Genomic DNA, 21,788 nt, shown 5'->3' on the forward strand with positions numbered 1-21,788 from the left:
GCATTTTTTATGGGCTAAGAATCAGCCAGCATATCGTTGGAAAATAAGAGTAGAGTTGGTGCCGCCAAAGCCAAAGCTGTTGGACATTACCCGTTCAAGCTCGGCGTCGTCGATACGTTGAGTAACAACCGGTAAGCCATCTGCTTCAGGGTCTAGGGTTTCAATGTTGGCAGAGGCGCAGATGAATTTATTTTGCTGCATGAGTAGGCAGTAAATCGCCTCTTGAACGCCAGTTGCACCTAATGAATGGCCTGCCAATGATTTGGTGGAGCTTACCGGTGGCATCTGATCGCCAAAGACGGTTTTCATCGCTTTCAATTCTTGAATGTCGCCCGCAGGTGTTGAGGTGCCATGCGAGTTAATGTAATCGATTGGGCCGTCTACGCTCGCCATGGCTTGCTGCATGCAGCGCACAGCGCCTTCACCTGAAGGGGCGACCATGTCATAGCCATCGGATGTTGCGCCATAACCGACTAATTCTGCGTAGATTTTTGCGCCACGTGCTTTTGCATGTTCAAGTTCTTCAAGAACCAGCATGCCGCCACCTCCGGAAATAACAAAGCCATCGCGATTTGCATCATAGGCTCTGGAGGCTTTTTCGGGTGTGTCGTTGTATTTGCTAGATAAGGCGCCCATTGCGTCAAACATAACGCTGAGGGACCAATGCAGTTCTTCACCGCCGCCTGCGAAAATGACGTCTTGCTTGCCAAGCTGTATCAGTTCCATTGCATTGCCAATGCAGTGTGCACTTGTTGCACAGGCTGAAGTGATGGAGTAATTGACGCCTTTGATTTTGAAAGGAGTGGCTAGGCAAGCCGATACAGTGGAGCCCATCGTGCGTGTTACACGATAAGGTCCGACACGTCTAACGCCTTTGTCACGAAGGATGTCTGCTGTTTCGACGATGTCGGCTGAGGATGCTCCACCTGAACCCGCGATAAGGCCTGTACGAACATTGGAAACTTGGTCTTCAGTCAGACCTGAATCAGTAATCGCTTGTTGCATGGCAAGGTAGGCATAAGCCGACGCATTGCCCATAAAGCGGCGCAGTTTGCGATCAATCAGGCTATCGAGATCGATATCAATGCTGCCTGCAACTTGACTACGAAATCCAAGAGCTTGATATTCTGGCTGAAAGCGTATGCCTGAGCGGCCTTCTTTCAGTGAATCCAGAACTGTGTCAGTATCGTTGCCAAGGCAAGACACGATTCCCATACCGGTAACCACAACGCGTCGCATGTGTAGACTCTCTCTGCTTTGTACGAAAACGTAAGTTTATCTTTCTGATAGTATCTAGTGTAGCCACAAATAGTGGGTACACGCTTTATTATTTTTAGAAATTTTCAGTGGAGGTGAATAACCCTACACGTAAATCTTTAGCGGTGTAAATTTCGCGACCATCAACAGACATGGTTGCATCCGCAATACCCATAACGAGTTTACGTTCAATGACGCGTTTAAGCTGGATGTGATAGGTCACTTTTTTTGCGGTTGGTAATACTTGTCCAGTGAATTTAACTTCACCAGCACCCAGTGCACGCCCACGCCCTTTATTGCCTTTCCAGCCTAAAAAGAATCCAACAATTTGCCACATGGCATCAAGGCCTAAGCAGCCTGGCATAACGGGGTCTGTTGGGAAATGACAGTCAAAAAACCAAAGATCAGGAGTAATATCCAATTCTGCGATGATCTCGCCCTTACCAAACTCACCGCCGTCTTCAGTGATTTTAATGATGCGGTCCATCATTAGCATGTTTCCGACAGGGAGCCTTGCGTTGCCAGGGCCAAACATTTCGCCATAGCCGCATTTTAATAGGTCTTCACGTTCAAAAGAGGAGGGTCTAGTCATTGGTTTTTATCTATCCAAGGGCCGATTGCAAAAATTAATAAGCGCTATTATATCTTTTCATGGCCTTTCTGACATTAGTCCGAGTTGATTATTTAATGCGCAACCCATTAAAACCTGCATCTTTTTGGGTGAATGTCGTGTGGTTTAGTCTTGTGATTCAGTTTAATGTTTTCGTTGGCTGGCCATTTTGGCGAGTGTGATCAGTGTGTCTTTAAATGAAGAATCTGGAATTGCATCGAGAGCGGCAATGGCTAGATCAGACTGATGACGTGCTTGCTCAAGTGCATACTCTATGGCTTGAGTTCTGGCAACGATATCCAGCACTGATTGTAGGTTTTCAATGCCACCTTTTCGTATTGCTTGGCGTAGAAGATCTTTTTCGTCTTGTGTGCCAGTACGCATAGCATAGATTAGGGGTAGGGTTGCTTTTCCCTCTGCTAAGTCATCGCCGACGTTTTTCCCCATTTCTTCGCTGCTGGATTGATAATCCATGACGTCGTCAATCACTTGAAAAGCAATGCCTAAATGACGGCCATATAAGCGCATGGCTTCTTGGGATTCGCCTGAGGCCTCGGCTAAAATAGCGCCGCACTCGGTAGCGGCTTCAAACAGCATAGCTGTTTTGCCAAGGATAACCTGCATATAGGCATCTTCGGTGATGTCAGGGTTGCGCTGGTTGAGCAGTTGCAGTACTTCGCCTTCTGCAATGATGGTCGTTGCGTGTGAGATAACCTGCATGATTTCCATGCGGCCTATTTCGACCATGATTTGAAAAGCGCGTGAGTAAAGGAAGTCGCCGACAAGAACACTAGGTGCGTTGCCCCATTTCGCGTTGGCGGTTGCATTTCCACGGCGTAGCTCAGAGTTGTCAACGACGTCGTCGTGCAAGAGTGTAGCCGTGTGGATGAACTCAATGACAGCCGCCAGTTGAATGTGGTTTGAGCCTGAATACTGGCATGCATTGGCGCTGAGCAGAACCAAAAGCGGGCGTAGACGTTTACCGCCGCTTTCGACAATGTAATGCCCCATCTTTTCGACAAGAGGAACGTTAGAACCTAAGTGATTGAGTATAAAGTCCGTAACGGCATCAAACTGGGGTTCGATAATAGGGTTTAACTGGTGTGGCTGCATGTTTTGAAGTCAGGCCGGCTCAATTAATGTTGCTGGCATGCTAGGGAGAAGGAGGGGCTATGTCAAGATTCAATCGATGTCAGGGTGTTTTTTTAACGCAAAATGAGGCTCGGTTGCCCTGAAATAGCGGGTTTATTGGCTTGAACCGTATTTCCTAAATCTGTATAATCTCCGCCCCTGAGCCTGTCCAAATAACGCTCCCTATCATATGGTACCCGAGCCAAACACACCTTTATCTCATTTAGTTGGGTTGGTAAGGTGTTTAACGTCTTGATTTGTATGCCATTAGAAATAGGTTTCGTCCTAGTAGCCGGACAGTGCATAACTTGGAGAAGAAAATGTTCGCAGTAATTGTTAGCGGCGGTAAGCAGTACCGTGTGCAGGAAGGCCAAACGATTAAGTTAGAAAAATTGCCAGCTGAGCAAGGCGCAAGCGTCACTTTTGACCGCGTATTGTTGGTTAGCAATGGTGATAACGTGACAGTAGGTGCGCCTGTTGTTGAAGGTGCTAAAGTCTCTGCTGAGGTTGTTGGGCATGGTCGTGGTGAGAAAGTGACCATCATCAAATTCCGTCGCCGTAAGCATCACATGAAGCGTCAGGGCCACCGTCAGTGGTTTACTGAAGTTAAGATTACCGGTATCAGTGCCTGATTTCAGGTGTGATTTGATCCGACAACTGAATAGGAGATAGATGCAATGGCTCATAAGAAGGCGGGTGGTTCCACGCGTAACGGCCGTGACTCACAAGCGAAACGTCTTGGCGTTAAGCGTTTTGGTGGTCAAGTGGTGTTGGCGGGTAACATTCTGGTTCGTCAGCGTGGTACTAAGTTTCATGCTGGTCCAAACGTAGGTTTGGGTAAAGACCATACTCTTTTTGCAACAGCTGATGGTGTGGTTAAGTTTGTAGTTAAAGGTCCTCAGAAGCGTAAGTACGTGACTGTAGTGCCAGCTTAAGCGGCCAGTGGTTTTGTGAAAAAAGCTCCGCTTAGCGGGGCTTTTTTTATATGTGTTTATGGATGTTAGTGCGTCGATGTTGTCATAAGGATGTGGGTGGCACGTTGGCGGGTGAGTTGCCCATTTTGGGTTCAAATCCTTTGGGAGGAAAAAAGATGAAATTTGTCGATGAAGCAACGATTACCGTAGAAGCGGGCAAGGGTGGAAACGGCTGTATGAGCTTTCGGCGTGAAAAATTCATCCCGAAGGGTGGTCCTGATGGGGGTGATGGTGGCGATGGTGGATCAGTGTGGGTTGAGGCGGATGAAAGTCTCAACACGCTTGTCGATTATCGCTTTACCCGTCGATACAATGCGCAGAATGGGCAGTCGGGCCGTGGCGCAAATTGCACGGGCAGTAAGGGTGAAGAGTTGGTGCTTAAAGTTCCGGTGGGTACCACAGTGGTTGATGTGGACACGGATGAAGTACTGGCTGATTTAACTCATATTGGTCAAAGAGAGAAAATAGCGCAAGGTGGCTTCCATGGTTTGGGGAATACGCGCTATAAGAGCAGTGTGAACCGTAGCCCGACTCAGACGACAAAAGGTTCTCCGGGTGAGTTGCGTAATTTGCGTTTGGAATTGAAAGTTCTTGCAGATGTGGGTTTGTTGGGTCTGCCAAATGCAGGTAAGTCAACGTTCATTCGCTCTGTATCTGCGGCTCGTCCGAAAGTGGCGGATTATCCCTTTACGACCTTGGTTCCAAATTTGGGTGTCGTTCGAACAGAAGCGCATCGAAGCTTTGTGGTTGCCGATATTCCGGGAATTATTGAAGGTGCGGCTGAGGGGGCGGGCTTAGGGATACGCTTTTTGAAGCACTTGGCGCGTAATCGGGTGTTGTTGCATTTGGTGGATATGGCGCCATGGGATGAGCAGTCTCCAGCAGAATCGGCTAAGGTGGCGGTGCGTGAATTAACGCGCTTTAGTGCGACGCTTGCGCAACAGCCGCGTTGGTTGGTGTTGAATAAGTTGGATTTGCTGCCTGAAGATGAGCGTAAGTCGGCGTGTCAGGCTGTCGTTGATGCGCTGGATTGGCAGGGTCCAGTCTATTCTATCTCAGCATTGAATAAAATGGGTTTGCAGGCGTTGGTGCATGACTTGCAGGACTTCTTGGATGCGCGAGTGGCCGCTATTGCTGAAAATCCAGCCTTGTTGGATGAAGAGCAAGCGACGCGGGCAATCATTGATCATGAGGCGCGAGTCAATCTTGAGCGCTTACGTCAAGAAATGCGTGCGAAGCGTGAAGAAGCTGATTGGGATGATGACTTCGACGATGATGATTACGATGTCGAAGTGGAATATGTTCGTTGACGGAGACGCTAAAGTTGAGCTCAGGTCGTAATAGATTAACAAAGAAGGGTCGTTGGGTCGTCAAGATCGGCAGTGCGTTGCTGACGGATGATGGAAAAGGATTGGATCAAAAAGCGATAGCGCTTTGGGTTGATCAGCTGGTTCGGTTGCGGGCAGAAGGGACGGAGATCGTCCTTGTGTCCTCTGGAGCGGTTGCTGAAGGTATGACTCGCTTGGGTTGGAAAGATCGCCCTTCGGAGGTGTATCGGCTTCAGGCGGCAGCGGCTGTGGGTCAGATGGGCTTGGTGCAGGCTTGGGAGGCGCAATTTATGCGTCATGGAATCCATACGGCGCAAGTCTTGCTGACGCATGATGATCTTTCAAACCGTAAGCGTTATCTGAATGCTCGCTCAACTTTGCGAACCTTGATTGAGTTGGGTGTCGTGGCTGTGATTAATGAAAACGACACGGTTATTACGAGTGAGATACGCTTTGGTGATAATGATACTTTGGGTGCGTTGGTTGCGAATGCGGTCGAGGCAGATGCCTTGATTTTGCTAACGGATCAGCAGGGTTTGTTTAATGCCGACCCGCGTCATAATCCTGATGCTCAAATGATATCTGAAGCTCGTGCTGAAGAGGAGCGTGTTCTAGCAGTTGCTGGGGATGGTGGTAAACTGGGGCGTGGTGGTATGGCAACCAAGGTGCGTGCGGCCCGTCTAGCGGCTCGTTCAGGGGCTGTGACCGTTATTGCCAGTGGGCGTGAGCCTGAGGTGTTGGTGAGGCTAAAAGCAGGTGAAGTGTTAGGGACTTTGCTGACGCCCGATAAAGGGCCTGTTGCTGCGCGTAAGCAATGGATTGCAGGTCATTTGCAGGCGCGTGGAACCTTGGTGGTTGATGCGGGTGCGGTTTTGGCGCTCACTTCTTCTGGTCGCAGCTTGTTACCGGCAGGTGTGGTTGATGTCGGTGGTGATTTCTCGCGCGGAGAGATGGTTGTGGTTGCGGATGAGACCGGAGCGGTCATTGCCAGAGGATTGGTTAACTATGGCGCTGATGATGCGCGAAGAATTGCTGGTAAACCTACTCGTGATATTGAGTCTATTTTGGGTTTTGTTGGTGAAGCAGAGTTGATTCATCGCGACAATATGGTCTTGGCTTAAGGCTGTCTGCGTGATCTTGTTTTACAGGGTTGCGCTGTGTTGGATGTTGGGCGTGCTTTACGCTAACGTTTTTCGATAAATAAAAGATGCAAAAAAACCGGCCTTGGCCGGTTTTTTAGTATTCAGCGTTATTTAAATCTTAAGCCAAGGCTTTGATTTTTGCACTCAGGCGGCTCTTATGACGAGCAACCTTATTTTTGTGGAAAATGCCTTTGCTTACAGAGCTGTCCAGGATTGGCTGGGCAGTTTTGAAAGCTTCTTCGGCTGCGGCTTTGTCGCCACTGTCGAGGGCCTTAATGATTTTTTTCAAATAAGTACGCGCCATGGAGCGCAGGCTAGCGTTTTGCTGACGACGCTTCTCCGCCTGGCGAGCACGTTTACGGGATCCTGCGGAATTAGCCACAGTCTGGCTCCTTTAAACATTAGGTTGATCAAAAATACGGCGGTAAGAAGTGCCGAAAATCAGACGCGAAATTATTCATGTAAATGGCTTGGATGTCAACCCATGAATGCAATAGAAATTGAAATTCTTGCTAGGAGTCAGTCACAAACATCGTTATCATCTGCCATTTATACGACAGTCGCGTAAGGTTGAGCCTTAGGGCTTTTCAACTTCATCATATTAACAGATTCTGGGCAGGAAGAAATTGGAAAACAAGGAAAAAGGTAAGGTAGGGTTATTGCGCGCCAGTGGACTTGTTGGTTTGATGACATTGCTGTCTCGCGTGATGGGGCTGGTAAGAGACGTTGTGGTTGCCAATTATTTTGGTGCCAGTGGCCATGCTGACGCATTTTTTGTTGCTTTTAAGATCCCCAATTTTTTACGGCGCTTATTTGCAGAGGGCGCCTTTGCCCAAGCGTTTGTGCCAGTGTTATCTGAGTACCGAACTCAGCGGGATCACTCGGCTGTTCAGCTATTGATCAATCGAGTCGCCGGCAGTTTAGGGATGATTCTTCTGTTATTGAGCCTGATAGCGATGATGGCTGCCCCCATTTTGGCGGCCATTTTCGCACCGGGGTTTTATTTGGCTCAGGATGAACGTTTTCCGTTAGCGGCCGACATGCTGCGGATTACGTTTCCGTATTTGATGCTGATTTCTTTGACGGCTTTTTGTGGTGCTATTCTCAACAGTTACGAGCGTTTCGCTGTACCTGCTTTCACACCTGTACTGTTGAATTTGTGTTTGATTGGGTCTGCGTTGTGGCTAAGTCCCTTCTTTGATCCACCCGTGCTTGCATTGGCCTGGGGTGTGTTTCTGGCTGGTGTGATGCAGCTCTTGTTTCAGTTGCCGTTTTTAGCTCGGATTCGTTTGTTGCCGAGGCCGCAGCTGGGTTGGCAGGATGAGGGTGTAAAACGCATTATGACGTTGATGGTTCCTGCATTGTTTGGTGTGTCGGTGGCACAGATTAATCTGTTGTTGGACACAGTGTTGGCCTCTTTTCTACAAACGGGCAGTGTGTCGTGGTTGTACTATTCAGATCGTCTGGTTGAGTTGCCCTTGGGTGTGTTTGGTATTGCCATTGCGACGGTTATTCTGCCGGCCTTGTCTCGCAATCATGCGGCAAAAAGTGATGAAACCTTTGCGCGGACGTTGGACTGGGCTGTGCGCATGATTTTGTTAATTGGCTTGCCTGCTGCGCTGGCATTGTTTGTGTTGGCTGAGCCTTTGATTACGACGTTATTTCATTACGGGCAAATGACGGATCGAGATGTGTTTATGGCTGCCATGAGTTTGCGCGCCTATGCTGTTGGGCTCTTAGCATTCATGCTGATTAAGGTGCTTGCAACAGGGTATTTCTCACGGCAAGACATGAAAACACCTGTACGCATTGCAATCTGGTCAATGATTGCCAATATGGTTTTCAATTTGATGCTTGTTTGGTCCTTTGATCATGTTGGTCTTGCGCTTGCAACGTCATTATCTGCCTTCCTGAATGCAGGTATGTTATTGATGGGTCTGATTAAAGTGGGTGTTTTTCGTTGGCAGCCAGGTTGGTTAACCGTTGTTGTGCGTTTGATTTTGGCAAATAGTCTTATGCTGGCTGCGCTTTTATACTGTGTGGGTCCTGCGGAGCTTTGGTTGCAAGCGAGCTTGTGGGACAGAGTTCTAAAGCTCACGGGTCTTGTGGTGTTAGGTGCGGGGTTGTACGGAGTGATCCTGCTCGTCGCTGGCTTGCGTCTGCGAGATTTGCGAGCTCAGGTTTAGCGTAGGGCAGGGCTGATAAAGTGATTGCATTTACGCTATAATTCGACCCTTAGATTTTTTATATTGAAGCGTGCGCATATGGAATTAATTCGAGGGTTACACAATCTACGAGATAAACATCGTGGTTGCGTTGCGACGATTGGTAATTTTGACGGCGTTCATTTGGGCCATCAAAAAGTCCTCGATCAAGTCAAAGAACAAGCACAGTTGCATAAACTGCCGAGTGTTGTGATTATTTTTGAACCACAGCCTCGCGAGTTTTTTGCAGGCAATGATGCTCCCCCACGATTGACGCGCTTTGATGAAAAAGTACGCCTTCTTGAAAAGCAAGGTGTGGATCGCGTTTTATGTTTAACCTTCAATAGTCGACTGAGGGCTATGTCCGCTCAAGCATTTGTCGATGAACTCTTGTTGAACGGCCTGAAGGTCAAGCACTTTGTCGTGGGTGATGACTTTCGTTTTGGTTGTGACCGCTCAGGAGACTACACCATGCTGGAAGCTGCTGGGCATGCGCATGGCTTTAGTGTCGAGCATACCCATACCTTCGAAATAGACGAACAGCGCGTCAGCAGTACCCGAATTCGAGAGTCCCTGATGCGTGGTGATTTTGAGCTCAGCGAACGTTTGTTAGGTCGACCTTATACGGTCACAGGGCGTGTCGTTCACGGGCAAAAACTTGGGCGCCAGTTAGGTGTGCCCACCGCCAATGTTCGTATGCACCGGTTTAAATGCCCTCTGCAGGGCGTGTATGCTGTATTGGCAAGCGTGCAAGGCCGAGACTATCCCGCAATTTGTAATGTAGGCATGCGGCCGACTGTGAATGGACGCTTGCCTGTTCTTGAAGCACATTTGTTTGATATCGATCAGCAGCTTTATGGGCAGTTGATGCAGGTGCGTTTTTTGCACTTCCTTCGCCCTGAAAAGCGCTTTGATGGGCTTGATGCCCTCAAAACACAAATCAATTTTGATCTAGATCTGGCCCGTGAATGGTTTGCTCTGCAAGCCGGGGCTAAACCCATCTCCGGAAGCTAACAGATATGACTGATTATAAACCGACACTGAACTTGCCTGAAACAGAGTTCCCGATGCGTGGTAACTTGCCTCAACGTGAACCCGAGCGCTTGGCACGCTGGTCTGAAATGGACCTTTATGCAAAATTGCGCGCTGAAGGGCAAGGGCGTCCAAAGTTCATCCTGCATGATGGCCCTCCTTATGCCAATGGCAGTATTCATATTGGACATGCGGTTAATAAAGTCATCAAGGACATGATTGTAAAATCTAAAACACTCAGTGGTTTTGATGCACCTTACATTCCCGGTTGGGATTGTCATGGCTTGCCGATCGAGCATAAAGTGGAAACGATGATTGGTCGCGCCGGCGATAAAGTCCCTTACCGTGATTTTCGTCAGAAGTGCCGTGAATATGCTGGTGAGCAAGTGGCGGGGCAAAAGGCTGACTTCATTCGTTTAGGTGTGATCGGTGACTGGGATAATCCCTATTTAACGATGAACTTCGAAACCGAAGCCAATATCGTGCGTGCGTTAGGGCGCATCATTGAGAACGGTCATTTGGTCAAGGGTTACAAGCCTGTTTATTGGAGTGTTGTCGGTCAGTCAGCCTTGGCTGAAGCTGAAGTCGAGTATCAAGAAAAAACATCCACCGCGATTGATGTGCGTTTCACCTTCGTAGATCAAGCGTCTATTGTGGAGCTGTTTGCTTCAGAAGCGGGTGAAGGGCCTGCATCACTTGTGATATGGACGACGACTCCCTGGACAATCCCAGCGAACCAAGCGGTATCCTTGAATGCTGAATTGGACTATGCCTTGGTTGATGTTGCCATTAATCAAGGCCGTGAGCGTTTGGTGCTTGCTGCAGACATGGTGGACGACATCATGGCGCGTTGGGGTATTCAGCAGTTTACGGTTTTAGGCCGTTGTTCCGGTAAAGCGCTCGAAGGGCGGATGTTACATCACCCGCTCTTTACGCGTGAGGTGCCTGTCATTCTGGGCGATCATGTGACGACTGATGCGGGTACGGGCGCTGTGCATACTGCACCTGATCACGGTATGGAAGACTTTGTTGTTGGCCAGATCTATGGTCTTGAAACACTCAACTTAGTGCAAGCCAATGGCACTTACACAGACGGCGCAGGTGAGTTTGCTGGGCTGCATGTGTACAAAGCGGATGAGCCGATCACAGATGCCTTAACGCGCGAAGGTAAGCTGGTGCACTTGAAAAAGTTCCAACACAGCTATCCGCATTGCTGGCGTACTAAAACTCCGTTGATCTATCGAGCCACGCCACAATGGTTTATTTCAATGGATGATAAGCACCTCAGACGCGATGCCTTAGAGGCTATCAAAGGTGTGCAATGGTTTCCGGATTGGGGGCAGGCGCGTATCGAGGGTATGTTTGAGCAAAGCCCAGACTGGTGTGTATCACGCCAGCGGACTTGGGGTGTTCCGATCACTGTGTTTACTCACAAGCAAACTGGTGAGTTGCATTCAGATACGCTTGCACTGCTTGAGCAAGTGGCAGAAAAAATCGAACTGGAGGGCATTGATGCTTGGTTCGAATTGGATGCTAAAGCGCTATTGGGCGAAGACGCCGATCAGTACGACAAAGTGACTGACACTTTGGATGTTTGGTTTGACTCGGGTGTGACTCACCATTCTGTTTTGCGTAAAAGAGAAGAGTTAACCTTTCCTGCCGATATGTATTTAGAGGGCTCGGACCAGCATCGTGGCTGGTTCCAATCGTCCTTAAAAACATCCATTGCAATTAACGGTGTGGCGCCTTACAAGCAAGTATTGACGCATGGCTTTGTGGTTGACGAAAAGGGCTACAAAATGTCTAAGTCCTTGGGCAATGTCATTGCGCCCCAGGAAGTGACGGACAGCATGGGTGCGGATATCTTGCGCTTATGGGTAGCCGCGACGGATTACTCGGGCGAAATGGCTGTCTCTAAGCAAATTTTGCAGCGGACATCGGATGCTTATCGTCGTATACGCAATACGGCTCGTTTCTTGATGGCGAACTTAAATGGCTTCAATCCTGATAGCGACTTAGTTGCACCTCAGGACATGCTGGCGCTTGATCGCTGGGCGGTCGACGCGGCCGCTCGTCTGCAGGAGAAAATCTGCGCGGCCTACGAGCATTATCGTTTCTTGGAGGTTTACCAGCTGGTTCACAATTTCTGTGTACAAGAGTTGGGTGGCTTTTACCTTGATATCATCAAGGATCGTCAATATACCACGCAAGGAGAGAGTTTGCCTCGCCGTTCATGTCAAACGGCTTTGTATCATATAGCGGAGGCTCTTACTCGTTGGGTCGCGCCTATTTTAAGCTTTACGGCTGAAGAAATTTATGAGGTATTGCCCGGTAAACGCCGAGAAAGCGTGCTATTGACCACTTGGTACGATGGCTTATTCCGTCTAGACGACACCGTCGAAATGAATGATGCCTATTGGCAGCAAATTATGGCTGTCAAAGATGCTGTCAATAAGTGCTTGGAAGAGGCGCGCAATGAAAAATTAGTCAAGGCATCGCTTGCGACGGAAGTTGTGTTGTATGTGGATGATGCGTTGCAGCAACTGTTATCGAAACTAGACAATGAGTTGCGCTTTGTCCTCATTACGTCTTCGGCACAGTTGCAATCAATTAATGATGCAGTTGATGCACGATCAACGGATCTTACGGGTCTAAAAGTCCAGATCAAAGCATCTGAACAGCCTAAATGCACACGTTGCTGGCATCATCGAGAGGACGTTGGTCAGCATGAAGAGCACCCAGAGCTCTGTGGTCGCTGTGTTGATAATGTCGTTGGTGCAGGCGAAGTGCGTCACTTTGCTTAAAACAGGAACGAATCGTGACTGATGTAAACAACTCAACCAGCGCTTTGCGCTGGTTATGGATAACTGTGTTAGTGATTTTGTTGGATTTAGGGACCAAATACTGGGCAGATGCGGCGTTGATTTACGCTCAGCCTGTGCCCATATTGCCTTTTTTTGATTTAACGCTGCTTTACAACTATGGCGCAGCCTTTAGTTTTCTGGCGGGTGCTGGGGGATGGCAGCGTTGGTTTTTTGCAGGGATCGCGATCGGCATGAGTGTTTTCTTATTGGTCTGGTTAAAGCGCACGCCTGCTCAAGAGTGGTGGATGCGTTTAGCACTCGCCTTGGTCTTAGGGGGAGCTCTGGGAAACCTGTATGACCGTATCATCCATGGTTATGTTGTTGACTTTATTTCATTGCATTACGGTGGCTGGTATTTTCCAGCATTCAATATTGCCGACACGGCGATCACCCTAGGTGCGGTGCTGTTGATCATCGATATGCTGTTTTTAGCGGAACGTCGAAAGTTGCTGTCACCGTCGTCTGAAGAGGATTTAAAATGAGTGAGTATGTCATCGGTGTGGGGACAGAGGTTACCTTACACTTTGCAATAAAACTGCAAGATGGTCAGGTGGTCGACTCGAATTTTGCGTCGCAGCCCGCAAGGTTCGTTTTTGGGGATGGCAATCTACCCGATGGTTTTGAACAAGCGCTAGTCGGCTTGAAGGTGGGTGATCATATGGATTTGACTATCGCTCCGGAGCGTGGTTTTGGGATGCATAATCCATCCAATATCCAGGTGATGCCGCGCAGTCAGTTTAAGAGTTTAACGCTTGAACCTGGCTTAATTGTCTCGTTTCAGGAACCCGGTGGTGAAGTGCCGGGCGTGATTACTGAATTCGATGACACAAAAGTGACCGTCGATTTTAATCACCCTTTAGCAGGTCAAACCTTGCTGTTTGAAGTGAAGGTGTTGGATATTCAGCCCAGCTCGCCTTCATCTTGAGCTGTTCAGGGGGGCTTGAAAATCTCTGGCACTTTGTCTAAGGTTAATCACGATTAAGAAGCAAGGATTCGCTTCTTTCTTTCATAAATCAAGGATGATTCAATATGTATATTTCCATTGCGTCTGTCAGACGCCTCTCCTCCCGTCTCTCTATTTTCGCTTTAACTAAGGCAAGATCCCATCAACGAGGCTTAAGTCTACTTGAGGTGATGTTGGCGTTGGCTTTACTGAGCACTGGCTGCTTGGTGATTACCCATTTTCAATTGGCCTCGCTTGAAACCAGTTTGAGCCGCTACCACATGACACGAGCACAGGTGTACTTATCCGACTTGAATGAGTCGTTGTGGGCCGTCCGATGTCGTCCGAATACGCACTATATCCAAATCGTTGATCAATGGTTAGAAGCATCCTTAACGCAGGAGTTATTTGAGAAAATAAATGCACGTGCCAATGAACAAGGGCTCTGGATAAGTGCTCAACGTCAAGGTGAATCCCTAGTCTTGCCGATTGAGTGGGCGGAGTGTTCCTAATGAAGCAACAAGGATTCACCCTGACTGAACTGTTGCTTTCCTTGGTATTAGGGAGCTTTCTTATGCTGATGGTGAGTTTGTTATTGGTTTCCTCTACTAAGACTTGGCGTTACCAACAGATGATTGATCGCGATCAAGAGGCATTGCGCTTTGTTGTTGAACGCTTGCGAAGCAGTGTGCGTCAAGCGCAAAGAGTCGAACTGACCAGTAATGAGTATGAGTTGTTTTTGACCCTGCAAAGCAGAGAGGGTGCTAAAAATTGCTTGGGTCAACTGCAGCCAGAAAATCAGATATATCATGAGCATTACGTTGTGGAGCAAGATCAGCTTAGATGCAACAGCCAAGCCTTGATACAGGGCATTACCTCACTCAATTTTGCGTATTTGCATTCAGAGGCGCTTGAGGAGCCATTGAGTATTGAGAGTGAGCCCAATTGTTGTTATCCCATTGTGACGGTGCTGTTTGATCTAGATTTAATTTGGAGTGAAGGACATAGGTTTACAGCGACGTTAAGAGAATTCCCATAAGCACATGGAGGTGTGATATGCGACGAATGAAGCAAGAAGGAACTGTATTGTTAATGGTATTGGTGTTTATTAGTATGATATCAATGGTTGTCATGGGCTCGGCTCAACATGCACAGCTTCAGCAGCGAATGAGCGTCTCTGCTCGTTTTCATCAGGATGCGTTGATGGCCATTCAGCTGGGGGTTGCAGAAATGGTGCGTCAGTATCCGGATATTATCCAGAATGACTTAAATGCAGCAACGGACGCTATTCGATATGAGTGGCAGTCGGATGAGTATAGTGTTGTATTTTTCTCAGATATTGATTACACCCAGATTGAAATTCTCGGATCTAAAGTACATTTTGTTATCCAAGGCGGTGTGATCAGCAATGGTCATGCGGAAGTGCTTAAACACGTTCGAGTTACTTTAGATCAGAAGATCCCGCAAGATTTGATTGTCGTTCGTGATTGGTTGGAGTTGATATGAGCGCTTTCAGGATGCAAGGTTATACCTTGCTTGAGCTGATGGTGACGCTGTTGTTGTTAACCATTTTATTATTACAGGGGGTGCCTGCTTTTTCAAATATGTCGCAAAAAATGAGGCAAGAATCAAGGGTGTTGGATTTATTGTCACTCTTGTCGTATGCCAGGATGCAGGCGGTGACACACCGACAATCGGTCACCCTATGTCGAACGCTGGATGGACTCGAATGTGTGGGACAAGAGGTCAATGGCGCTTCAGAATGGTTAGGTGTATTGGTTTTTATTGATAAAAATCAGAGTCGGCAATATGACCCCTTGATTGATCAAGTCTTGAGGGTCCATTTTTTCTTGGGAAATGGCCAAGTTCTTTGGAATCGGGGTGATAATCTAACGTATCAAGCAGATGGAACGGTGACGGGCTACTCCAATGGCACGTTTCGAGTGCGCTCGATCAATGAAGACAAGGGCTATAATTTAGTCATCTCCTTGGCGGGTCGTGTTCGGCGTGAGTCTGTTGGTTATTGAGTGTACCTCTAGGATTGGTGGGCCTAGGTCTGGCTCTAGGCAGATAAACCATGCAAAATAGCGGTTGTATTTTTGTAACCCTTTCAGCAATGGATACGACATCGGCATGAGCACACAGTTGCGGGTCGCTATGGCCCAGCTTAATTTTCTGGTAGGTGACATACCTGGTAATACAGAAAAAATCATAGTGGCTGCCTGTAAGGCGCGAGACGAGGAGCAAGCGGATATTTTGGTTTGCTCTGAATTAGCCCTTTCGGGTTATCCTCCGGAGGATTTGTTACTTCGCCCGAGTCTAGAGACTCGAATCGAAAAAGCCCTTCAAGCCCTTAAAGCACGTGTTCAGGGAATTACCCTTGTTGTCGGCTATCCCGCCCATAAAAGTGGACAGCTGTACAATCATGCAGCGGTTATTCGTGATGGTGTCGTACTGTTTGAGTACTCAAAACAATGCTTACCCAATTATCAGGTGTTTGATGAGCGCCGTTATTTTACGCCGGGTGAGCGGCCGGGTGTGTTCGAGTACAAGGGCTATAAGGTTGGTTTGAGCATTTGTGAAGATATTTGGCATAGCGGCCCCGTTGAGCAGTTAAAAGCGCTAGGGGTGAATTTGGTGTTGAGCTTGAACGCGTCACCCTTCCATCAGGGCAAGGTAAAAGAGCGCTTAGAAGTCGTTCGTTCATGTGCCCAAGCCTGTGCTGCGCCTGTGTTTTATGTTAATCAGGTCGGCGCTCAAGATGAATTGGTGTTTGATGGCGGGTCGATGGTGGTGAATGGCGAAGGGTCGCTCTGCTACCTAGCTTCACATTTCGAAGAAAGCCTTTCGTACACCGATGTGGACTTGTGGGAGGGGAGGGTAAATCCAGTCGCTTCATCGGCGATGATGCCCGATGACGAGGACAGTCTTTATTCCGCTCTGGTGTTAGGTGTTCGAGACTATGTTCATAAAAATGGATTTAAGGGCGTCGTGTTGGGGTTGTCGGGAGGCATAGATTCAGCCTTGACTGCGGCCATTGCGGTGGATGCGTTAGGGGCTGACAAGGTCGAAGTGGTGATGATGCCTTTTCGATACACTTCATCAATGAGTGTCGAGGATGCAGAGCTGCAAGCTAAGCTGATGGGGGTTAAGTACAGTGCTATCTCCATCGAGCCGATCTATGACACCTTCATGTCACAACTAAGTGATCGTTTCCAAGGACTTAAAGCCGACACAACGGAAGAGAATCTTCAGGCGCGTTGTCGTGGGGTGCTGTTGATGGCCATTTCCAATAAAACTGGGTCTCTTGTGTTAACCACTGGCAACAAAAGTGAAGTTGCCGTGGGGTATTCCACGTTATACGGAGATATGGCGGGTGGTTTTGATGTTCTTAAAGATGTATCCAAAACCTGGGTCTATCGTTTGGCCGCGTATCGTAACCTGCGTTCTGTGATTATTCCGCAGCGCGTCATTGATCGCGCTCCTTCCGCCGAGTTGGCGCCTAACCAAACGGATCAAGACTCGCTACCCGATTACGATGTGTTGGATGAAATACTGGCGCTGTACATCGAGCAGGATTTGAGTGCAGATGCGATTGTCGCCCGAGGTTTTGCAGCCGAGGTGGTGAACAGAGTCATACGTTTGGTGGATATTAATGAATACAAGCGTCGCCAAGCCGCGATTGGACCTAGAGTCACTCAAAGAGGCTTTGGCCGGGATAGACGTTATCCCATTACATCGGGTTGGCGCGCAGGAGAGTAATCAGGCTCTATTTTGGAAGGCGAACTTACCATTCGCCTTCCTCAGCCTCATCAAAGTCATAGGGCTCGATGATAACTGCTTCAACCGTATACCCTGATGTTCCCATCTCATGATTAAACGTTTCTGTACTTAGACGCCCTTCGATCCAGATTGCATCATACAGGCTTTCAACCCGAGTACCGGGTTCAAAGTGGACGTTAATGATTTGGTTTGAAGGGGGCGGCGGCACATGGATACAGGCACCGAAATAGGGCACTAAAAAGAAACGGGTGACGCGATTCATATCGGCTTCTAAGGGCACAACAAATCCTGGAATGCGAATGATTTTACCGTCTAGCTCTTCTCGAACCGGAGCAGAGGCTAGCACCTGCAGCATCCGATCCATCAGTGCTTCCGCTTCAGGGCTGAAGTCATCCAGGCTATCCATTGTCTCCAATGAGTTTGCACTTTCGCCAAATAGATCATACAGGCTGAGAGTGTAGTCCTCGGGCATTAGATCGTCCCACATGAGCTCCGTCGCGGCTGTGGGGGACGTATTTGCCTGAGCAGCGGCATAAGGAAAAGCCAACGAAAGAAGTAATGTCATCAACATCAAAAAGCGCATGGTGTTTCGTCTCGTTTATATTTTTGGCGTTAGGCCATCAATCAGCGTGTAATAATAGGCTTTTATGGCTGGGATAAGCCCCGTGATTAATCCAGCGAGCTGAATCCACAGCAGTAAGCGAACCTGCTCAGGGGTAAGGCCATTAAGCGTCAAGAAGACACCGTATTCAAGCGCAATCCAATCTTGAAAAGAAAAAACCAACAGATACATCATCCCTACGCCGAGGGCGGAGGCGAGCAAAGTTAAAAATACCGACTCGCTGAGTAACAGCACCATGATACGAAGAGGTCCAGCACCAACAGCTCTTAGAATCGCCAACTCACGACGGCGCTCATTCAGGCTGGTTAAGAGTATGCCTAGCATCCCCGTGAGGCTTGCAAAAATAACACAGGCTGAAACGATCAGTAAGGATTTTTCGGCGATGGACAGAACTTGCCAGAGCTCTTGCAACGCAACGCCTGGAAGTATCGCCTGAAGCGGCTCTGTGCGATAGGTGTTGATGGCACGTTGCATGTGAAAGGTTGCCATAGGGGACTGGAGACCCACCATAAAGGCCGTCAGCTCTTTTGGCGTTAGGTCGCGTGCTTTGACAGCATCTGCATCCAAATTCATGCCAGGGATGCGCGTACCGGCCCTCCAGTCGATATGAATGGCCTCCCACGCTGCTAAGCTGATAAACAGATTGCGATCAATCGGCGTGCCTGTTGCATTGAGAATACCAGAGACTTTGAACGGTTTGTCTTGATGCTGGGCAAAGCTGCCACGGCCTAGTCCATGCGCAATCACGACAGCGTCATCCAGTTGATAGCCTAAGGCTCTAGCAACCTCCGCACCAAGGACAACGTCAAATAGGTCGTCAAAAAAGTGTCCTTCCGCCATAGACAGTGATTGTTGGCGTCCAAATTTAAAGTGCTCATAAAAGCTGTTTTCAGTGCCGATGACTTTGAAGCCTTGGTGAGAGTCTCCAAGTGTAATCGGGATGGTCCAGGCAACGGCCTCTTGTGAGGCAATTTGTTGATATGAACTCCAGCGAATATTGTTGGTGGGTTGTCCGATGCCAAAGACTGAGTATAAAAGCAGTGGTAGAGAACCACTACGCGCCCCTACGATCAGATCGGTTCCTGAAACAGTATTGAAAAAACTCTGCTTGGTATCATGCCGCAGTTTTTCCACTCCCATTAAGAGCGTGACGCTGATGGACAGGGTGAGAAGCGTTAAAAAAATAGTGCCGCGTCTGTTCCAGATGCTGAGTAAAGCAAGTTTGAGCATGGGTTAGTTCACTCTGTAGGCTGGGTTGAGCGTCTTTAAATCAATGACTCGGTCAAAAGGATGACGTAATTCCAAGTCGTGGCTGACAAAAATAAGAGTGGTGTTGTGTTGACGACTTTGCTCTAGCAATAAGCTCATAAATCGATGGCGAGTATCTGCATCCAGTGCTGATGTTGGTTCATCTGCCAGTAGAATTTCCGGTGCACCGATTAAAGCCCGAGCTGCCGCAACTCGTTGTTGTTGGCCAATGGACAGCTGGGAAACGGGACGAGGGTGATGAATATACTCTGCTAGATCAAGTGCTTCGAGCAGTGCATGTGCTCCGGCGTTCAAGCTGCCGTATTCCTCAAGGGTGCGTGCGCGTCTTAACTTGGAAAACTGGCAAGGTAAGAGCAAATTGTCGCAAACACTTAAGTAGGGTAGAAGGTTAAATTGTTGGAAAAGCACACCAATGTGATCTGCACGAAAACGATCACGTTTGCGTTGGCTCAGTGTTGATAAGGGTGTGCCGAGCAGCGAAACCTCTCCGGAGTGAGGTAGCACCACCCCACCTAACAGGTTGAGTAGTGTGCTTTTACCACTACCTGAGGGTCCCTGCACAAAGACCTGCTCACCTTTGTGTAAGGTGAGCGAGTCGATGTTTAGCAGTGTGTTGGTTTTTTTCCAAGAAAAAACGAGCTGGTTAAGTGATACGGAGCAGGTTTGTGTCATTCGTTAAACGTTAGCCTTGGTTGTGTTGGGCTTAAGGTGAGTCCTTTCTGGCCTTGGGGTGTGATCATTTGTACGCTGAGATTGTGCAAGGATGGAAACGACTCGAAGAGTTGGATAGACACTGTCTGTAAATGTTCCGGATGTTCGCAGAAAAAATTGTACTCAACCTGAATATCACTATGCTGACTCTGGTCATGGTCATGGTCATGGTCATGTTTGTGATCGGCGTCGTGCTTGTGAGCATTATGATTATGGTTATCATGCTTGTGATCGTGATCGTGATCGTGATCGTGATCTTTATCATGACCATGATCCGTTGTTGCCAGTAATTGATGGCTGACGCTGACCTCTTTCAATTCACACGCGGCTGCCGATGGTAATGCCCAAAGGGTCTCTGCCAGTTTTAGTTGCGCTTCGGCATTGTGGACGTTAGCTTGGCTTTCTGGGTCTTTAGCAAGGTGTTCGAAACCAACAATATCTGCAGCAGGCGCCTCTAAGCTTGCTAATAGCATGTTGCCCTCAAATACAACATCCAACGTGGCTTCACCATGTACGTGCGCGTGTAAAGCACCATGGTCGTGATCATGTGATGTTGAGTCAGAGTGGGCTTGTTGGGCGAGTGCAAACCAAGACAGGCTCAGTCCTGTGAGTAGAACGCTGGATTGAATGAATGGGCGTTTCATAGAGGCTCCTTGTTGAAAGATTAAAACTGTTATAACGTAACATATCATTTAAGTGTTACATGAGTCGAGTGTTAACCTTCCTTCGATGCGTGCCCTTGTCTAGGGGATGATTCTTAGCGCGTAAATAAAAACGCCTTAGATCGGCTTCTCATATTCGAAGTCGATCTAAGACGTCATTGAAGCAATCTACATTATTGCGTGGGCTCGCCCACACGTCCGTCGTCACCAAATGTGCCGAAGGTAATACGGTTCAGCCATGAGCGCCCGCCGGTTTGGCTGCCACCCTCTGGTTGAGTGCTTCCATCGACTCTCATGGCTCTGGCTCTGTCAGGGTTAACTGGGCGAGCTGGGACAGCGGGTTCGATTGACCCCATCAGACCAAAGGTTGCGGTATACAGCAGGTCAAAATTTTGAGGTGCGAAAGGACGAATAATATAATCAGGATAGTTAAGGCTCAGTACATCAATTGCACTTTGCGCTAAGTCATCCAAGCCAACTTTGGTGTAGGCTTCTGCCATGATTGCCAAGGCATCGGGTACGGCAGGTGTTTCTTGGAAGTTCTCTACCACATAGCGTCCACGGTTCGCTGCCGCTACCCAAGCTTCACGTTTCATGTAAAAACTGGCGACATGAATTTCATAGGTAGCCAAGCGGTTTTTTAAGTACTGCATACGACGCTGGGTATCCGGCGCGTATTCGCTGTCTGGGTAACGATTGAGCAACACCGAGAAACTTTCAAAAGAGTCGAGGGCAGCTCCTGGATCACGTTGTGTTTCATCGAGAGGAAGAAAACGTGCCAAAAACGAACGATCTTCTTCAAAAGACGTTAGACCTTTCATATAGTAGGCATAGTCGATGTTATCGTGATTCGGGTGCAGTCGAATAAAGCGATCTGCCGCTGAGCGCGAAGCCGCTGGCTCATTATTGCGGAAGTAAGCGTAAATTAATTCGAGCTGAGCTTGCTCCGAGAAGCGACCGAAGGGATAACGGGCCTCAAGCAATTGAAGCTTTTCAATTGCCAACGAAAAGTTTTGGGCATCCAGAGCGCTCATGGCATCGTTGTAGATGACTTGCTCGGGGATGTCGGGGATGGTTTTGTCTCGACCAAACCATGAGCAAGCCGAAAGCATACTAAGGATGATCAGAGCGCAAATCACTTTGACAAATTGCATATTGCTATATCCTGAGATGTGTTGTGAATTCGGTACTTTTTACCGGATTCGGGTATACTGAGACACTATATTTTCCGGCCTATTAAAACACAACCGGAAGCC

The 21,788-nt window shown here is 48.3% G+C and carries 23 protein-coding genes; 14 read left to right on the forward strand and 9 right to left on the reverse strand.

Annotated elements, in window-relative coordinates; all coding sequences use genetic code 11:
- Nucleotides 1-21: 21 nt before the first annotated feature.
- The 3 genes from fabB to DN062_RS13320 all read right to left on the reverse strand — a co-directional run bounded on the left by fabB (nucleotide 22) and on the right by DN062_RS13320 (nucleotide 2,980).
- Nucleotides 22-1,239 carry a beta-ketoacyl-ACP synthase I gene (fabB, locus tag DN062_RS13310; protein ID WP_112159800.1) on the reverse strand — a complete coding sequence of 406 codons (1,218 nt, stop codon included), beginning with the start codon at nucleotides 1,237-1,239 and terminating at the stop codon, nucleotides 22-24.
- Between the two features lie 94 nt (nucleotides 1,240-1,333).
- Nucleotides 1,334-1,849, reverse strand: coding sequence for a bifunctional 3-hydroxydecanoyl-ACP dehydratase/trans-2-decenoyl-ACP isomerase (gene fabA, locus DN062_RS13315; protein ID WP_112159801.1), 516 nt, complete (start codon nucleotides 1,847-1,849; stop codon nucleotides 1,334-1,336).
- A 162-nt stretch (nucleotides 1,850-2,011) separates the two neighbouring features.
- Nucleotides 2,012-2,980 carry a polyprenyl synthetase family protein gene (locus DN062_RS13320; protein ID WP_112159802.1) on the reverse strand — a complete coding sequence of 323 codons (969 nt, stop codon included), beginning with the start codon at nucleotides 2,978-2,980 and terminating at the stop codon, nucleotides 2,012-2,014.
- Nucleotides 2,981-3,318: 338 nt separating this feature from the next.
- Here DN062_RS13320 and rplU point away from each other — a divergent pair, with 338 nt between their 5' ends.
- The 4 genes from rplU to proB all read left to right on the forward strand — a co-directional run bounded on the left by rplU (nucleotide 3,319) and on the right by proB (nucleotide 6,421).
- Nucleotides 3,319-3,630 carry a 50S ribosomal protein L21 gene (rplU, locus tag DN062_RS13325; protein WP_036512105.1) on the forward strand — a complete coding sequence of 104 codons (312 nt, stop codon included), beginning with the start codon at nucleotides 3,319-3,321 and terminating at the stop codon, nucleotides 3,628-3,630.
- Between the two features lie 45 nt (nucleotides 3,631-3,675).
- A complete protein-coding gene (gene rpmA, locus DN062_RS13330; RefSeq protein WP_036512107.1) occupies nucleotides 3,676-3,933 on the forward strand; it encodes a 50S ribosomal protein L27 in 258 nt (85 codons plus the stop codon).
- 155 nt (nucleotides 3,934-4,088) lie between these two features.
- Nucleotides 4,089-5,282 carry an Obg family GTPase CgtA gene (gene cgtA, locus DN062_RS13335; protein ID WP_112159846.1) on the forward strand — a complete coding sequence of 398 codons (1,194 nt, stop codon included), beginning with the start codon at nucleotides 4,089-4,091 and terminating at the stop codon, nucleotides 5,280-5,282.
- A gap of 14 nt (nucleotides 5,283-5,296) precedes the next feature.
- Nucleotides 5,297-6,421 (forward strand): glutamate 5-kinase, encoded by a 1,125-nt coding sequence (proB, locus tag DN062_RS13340; RefSeq protein WP_112159847.1) that lies wholly within the window; start codon nucleotides 5,297-5,299, stop codon nucleotides 6,419-6,421.
- Between the two features lie 139 nt (nucleotides 6,422-6,560).
- On the opposite strand, the gene rpsT is transcribed toward proB, so the two are convergent.
- Nucleotides 6,561-6,824, reverse strand: a complete 264-nt coding sequence (gene rpsT, locus DN062_RS13345; protein ID WP_036512113.1) for a 30S ribosomal protein S20 — start codon at nucleotides 6,822-6,824, stop codon at nucleotides 6,561-6,563.
- Between the two features lie 304 nt (nucleotides 6,825-7,128).
- Here rpsT and murJ point away from each other — a divergent pair, with 304 nt between their 5' ends.
- From murJ to DN062_RS13395, 10 genes are all read left to right on the forward strand, one after another.
- The gene (murJ, locus tag DN062_RS13350; RefSeq protein ID WP_112159848.1) at nucleotides 7,129-8,628 is read left to right on the forward strand and encodes a murein biosynthesis integral membrane protein MurJ; all 1,500 of its coding nucleotides are present in this window, start codon (nucleotides 7,129-7,131) and stop codon (nucleotides 8,626-8,628) included.
- A 78-nt stretch (nucleotides 8,629-8,706) separates the two neighbouring features.
- Nucleotides 8,707-9,660, forward strand: a complete 954-nt coding sequence (ribF, locus tag DN062_RS13355) for a bifunctional riboflavin kinase/FAD synthetase (RefSeq protein WP_112159803.1) — start codon at nucleotides 8,707-8,709, stop codon at nucleotides 9,658-9,660.
- A gap of 5 nt (nucleotides 9,661-9,665) precedes the next feature.
- Nucleotides 9,666-12,482 (forward strand): isoleucine--tRNA ligase, encoded by a 2,817-nt coding sequence (gene ileS, locus DN062_RS13360; protein WP_112159804.1) that lies wholly within the window; start codon nucleotides 9,666-9,668, stop codon nucleotides 12,480-12,482.
- A 14-nt stretch (nucleotides 12,483-12,496) separates the two neighbouring features.
- A complete protein-coding gene (gene lspA, locus DN062_RS13365; protein ID WP_164498078.1) occupies nucleotides 12,497-13,024 on the forward strand; it encodes a signal peptidase II in 528 nt (175 codons plus the stop codon).
- Entirely contained in the window at nucleotides 13,021-13,467 is a 447-nt protein-coding gene (locus DN062_RS13370; protein WP_112159806.1) for an FKBP-type peptidyl-prolyl cis-trans isomerase, read from the forward strand. The genes lspA and DN062_RS13370 overlap by 4 nt, the downstream gene beginning before the upstream one ends.
- 104 nt (nucleotides 13,468-13,571) lie before the next feature.
- Nucleotides 13,572-13,997, forward strand: a complete 426-nt coding sequence (locus DN062_RS13375) for a type IV pilus modification PilV family protein (RefSeq protein WP_112159807.1) — start codon at nucleotides 13,572-13,574, stop codon at nucleotides 13,995-13,997.
- On the forward strand, nucleotides 13,997-14,524 hold the full coding sequence (locus DN062_RS13380) for a prepilin-type N-terminal cleavage/methylation domain-containing protein (protein ID WP_112159808.1): 528 nt from the start codon (nucleotides 13,997-13,999) through the stop codon (nucleotides 14,522-14,524). The genes DN062_RS13375 and DN062_RS13380 overlap by 1 nt, the downstream gene beginning before the upstream one ends.
- 17 nt (nucleotides 14,525-14,541) lie before the next feature.
- On the forward strand, nucleotides 14,542-14,991 hold the full coding sequence (locus DN062_RS13385; protein ID WP_112159809.1) for a pilus assembly PilX family protein: 450 nt from the start codon (nucleotides 14,542-14,544) through the stop codon (nucleotides 14,989-14,991).
- Nucleotides 14,988-15,512, forward strand: a complete 525-nt coding sequence (locus DN062_RS13390) for a GspH/FimT family protein (protein WP_112159849.1) — start codon at nucleotides 14,988-14,990, stop codon at nucleotides 15,510-15,512. The genes DN062_RS13385 and DN062_RS13390 overlap by 4 nt, the downstream gene beginning before the upstream one ends.
- Before the next feature lie 106 nt (nucleotides 15,513-15,618).
- Nucleotides 15,619-17,247, forward strand: coding sequence for an NAD+ synthase (locus DN062_RS13395; RefSeq protein WP_112159810.1), 1,629 nt, complete (start codon nucleotides 15,619-15,621; stop codon nucleotides 17,245-17,247).
- Nucleotides 17,248-17,272: 25 nt separating this feature from the next.
- Here the strand turns inward: DN062_RS13395 and DN062_RS13400 are convergent, their stop codons facing one another.
- The 5 genes from DN062_RS13400 to DN062_RS13420 all read right to left on the reverse strand — a co-directional run bounded on the left by DN062_RS13400 (nucleotide 17,273) and on the right by DN062_RS13420 (nucleotide 21,686).
- On the reverse strand, nucleotides 17,273-17,851 hold the full coding sequence (locus tag DN062_RS13400; RefSeq protein WP_112159811.1) for a DUF3299 domain-containing protein: 579 nt from the start codon (nucleotides 17,849-17,851) through the stop codon (nucleotides 17,273-17,275).
- A gap of 15 nt (nucleotides 17,852-17,866) precedes the next feature.
- Nucleotides 17,867-19,120 carry an ABC transporter permease gene (locus DN062_RS13405; RefSeq protein ID WP_112159812.1) on the reverse strand — a complete coding sequence of 418 codons (1,254 nt, stop codon included), beginning with the start codon at nucleotides 19,118-19,120 and terminating at the stop codon, nucleotides 17,867-17,869.
- A 3-nt stretch (nucleotides 19,121-19,123) separates the two neighbouring features.
- Complete coding sequence (locus DN062_RS13410) at nucleotides 19,124-19,831, reverse strand: ABC transporter ATP-binding protein (RefSeq protein WP_112159813.1); 708 nt, start codon at nucleotides 19,829-19,831, stop codon at nucleotides 19,124-19,126.
- Complete coding sequence (locus DN062_RS13415) at nucleotides 19,828-20,514, reverse strand: ZrgA family zinc uptake protein (protein WP_162301303.1); 687 nt, start codon at nucleotides 20,512-20,514, stop codon at nucleotides 19,828-19,830. Before DN062_RS13415 ends, DN062_RS13410 begins: the two co-directional genes overlap by 4 nt.
- 191 nt (nucleotides 20,515-20,705) lie before the next feature.
- Nucleotides 20,706-21,686: an outer membrane protein assembly factor BamD gene (locus DN062_RS13420; protein WP_112159815.1), complete on the reverse strand. Its 981-nt coding sequence runs from the start codon at nucleotides 21,684-21,686 to the stop codon at nucleotides 20,706-20,708.
- Nucleotides 21,687-21,788 lie beyond the last annotated feature (102 nt).

This window comes from Nitrincola tibetensis, from assembly GCF_003284585.1.
GTDB classification, from domain to species: domain Bacteria; phylum Pseudomonadota; class Gammaproteobacteria; order Pseudomonadales; family Balneatricaceae; genus Nitrincola; species Nitrincola tibetensis.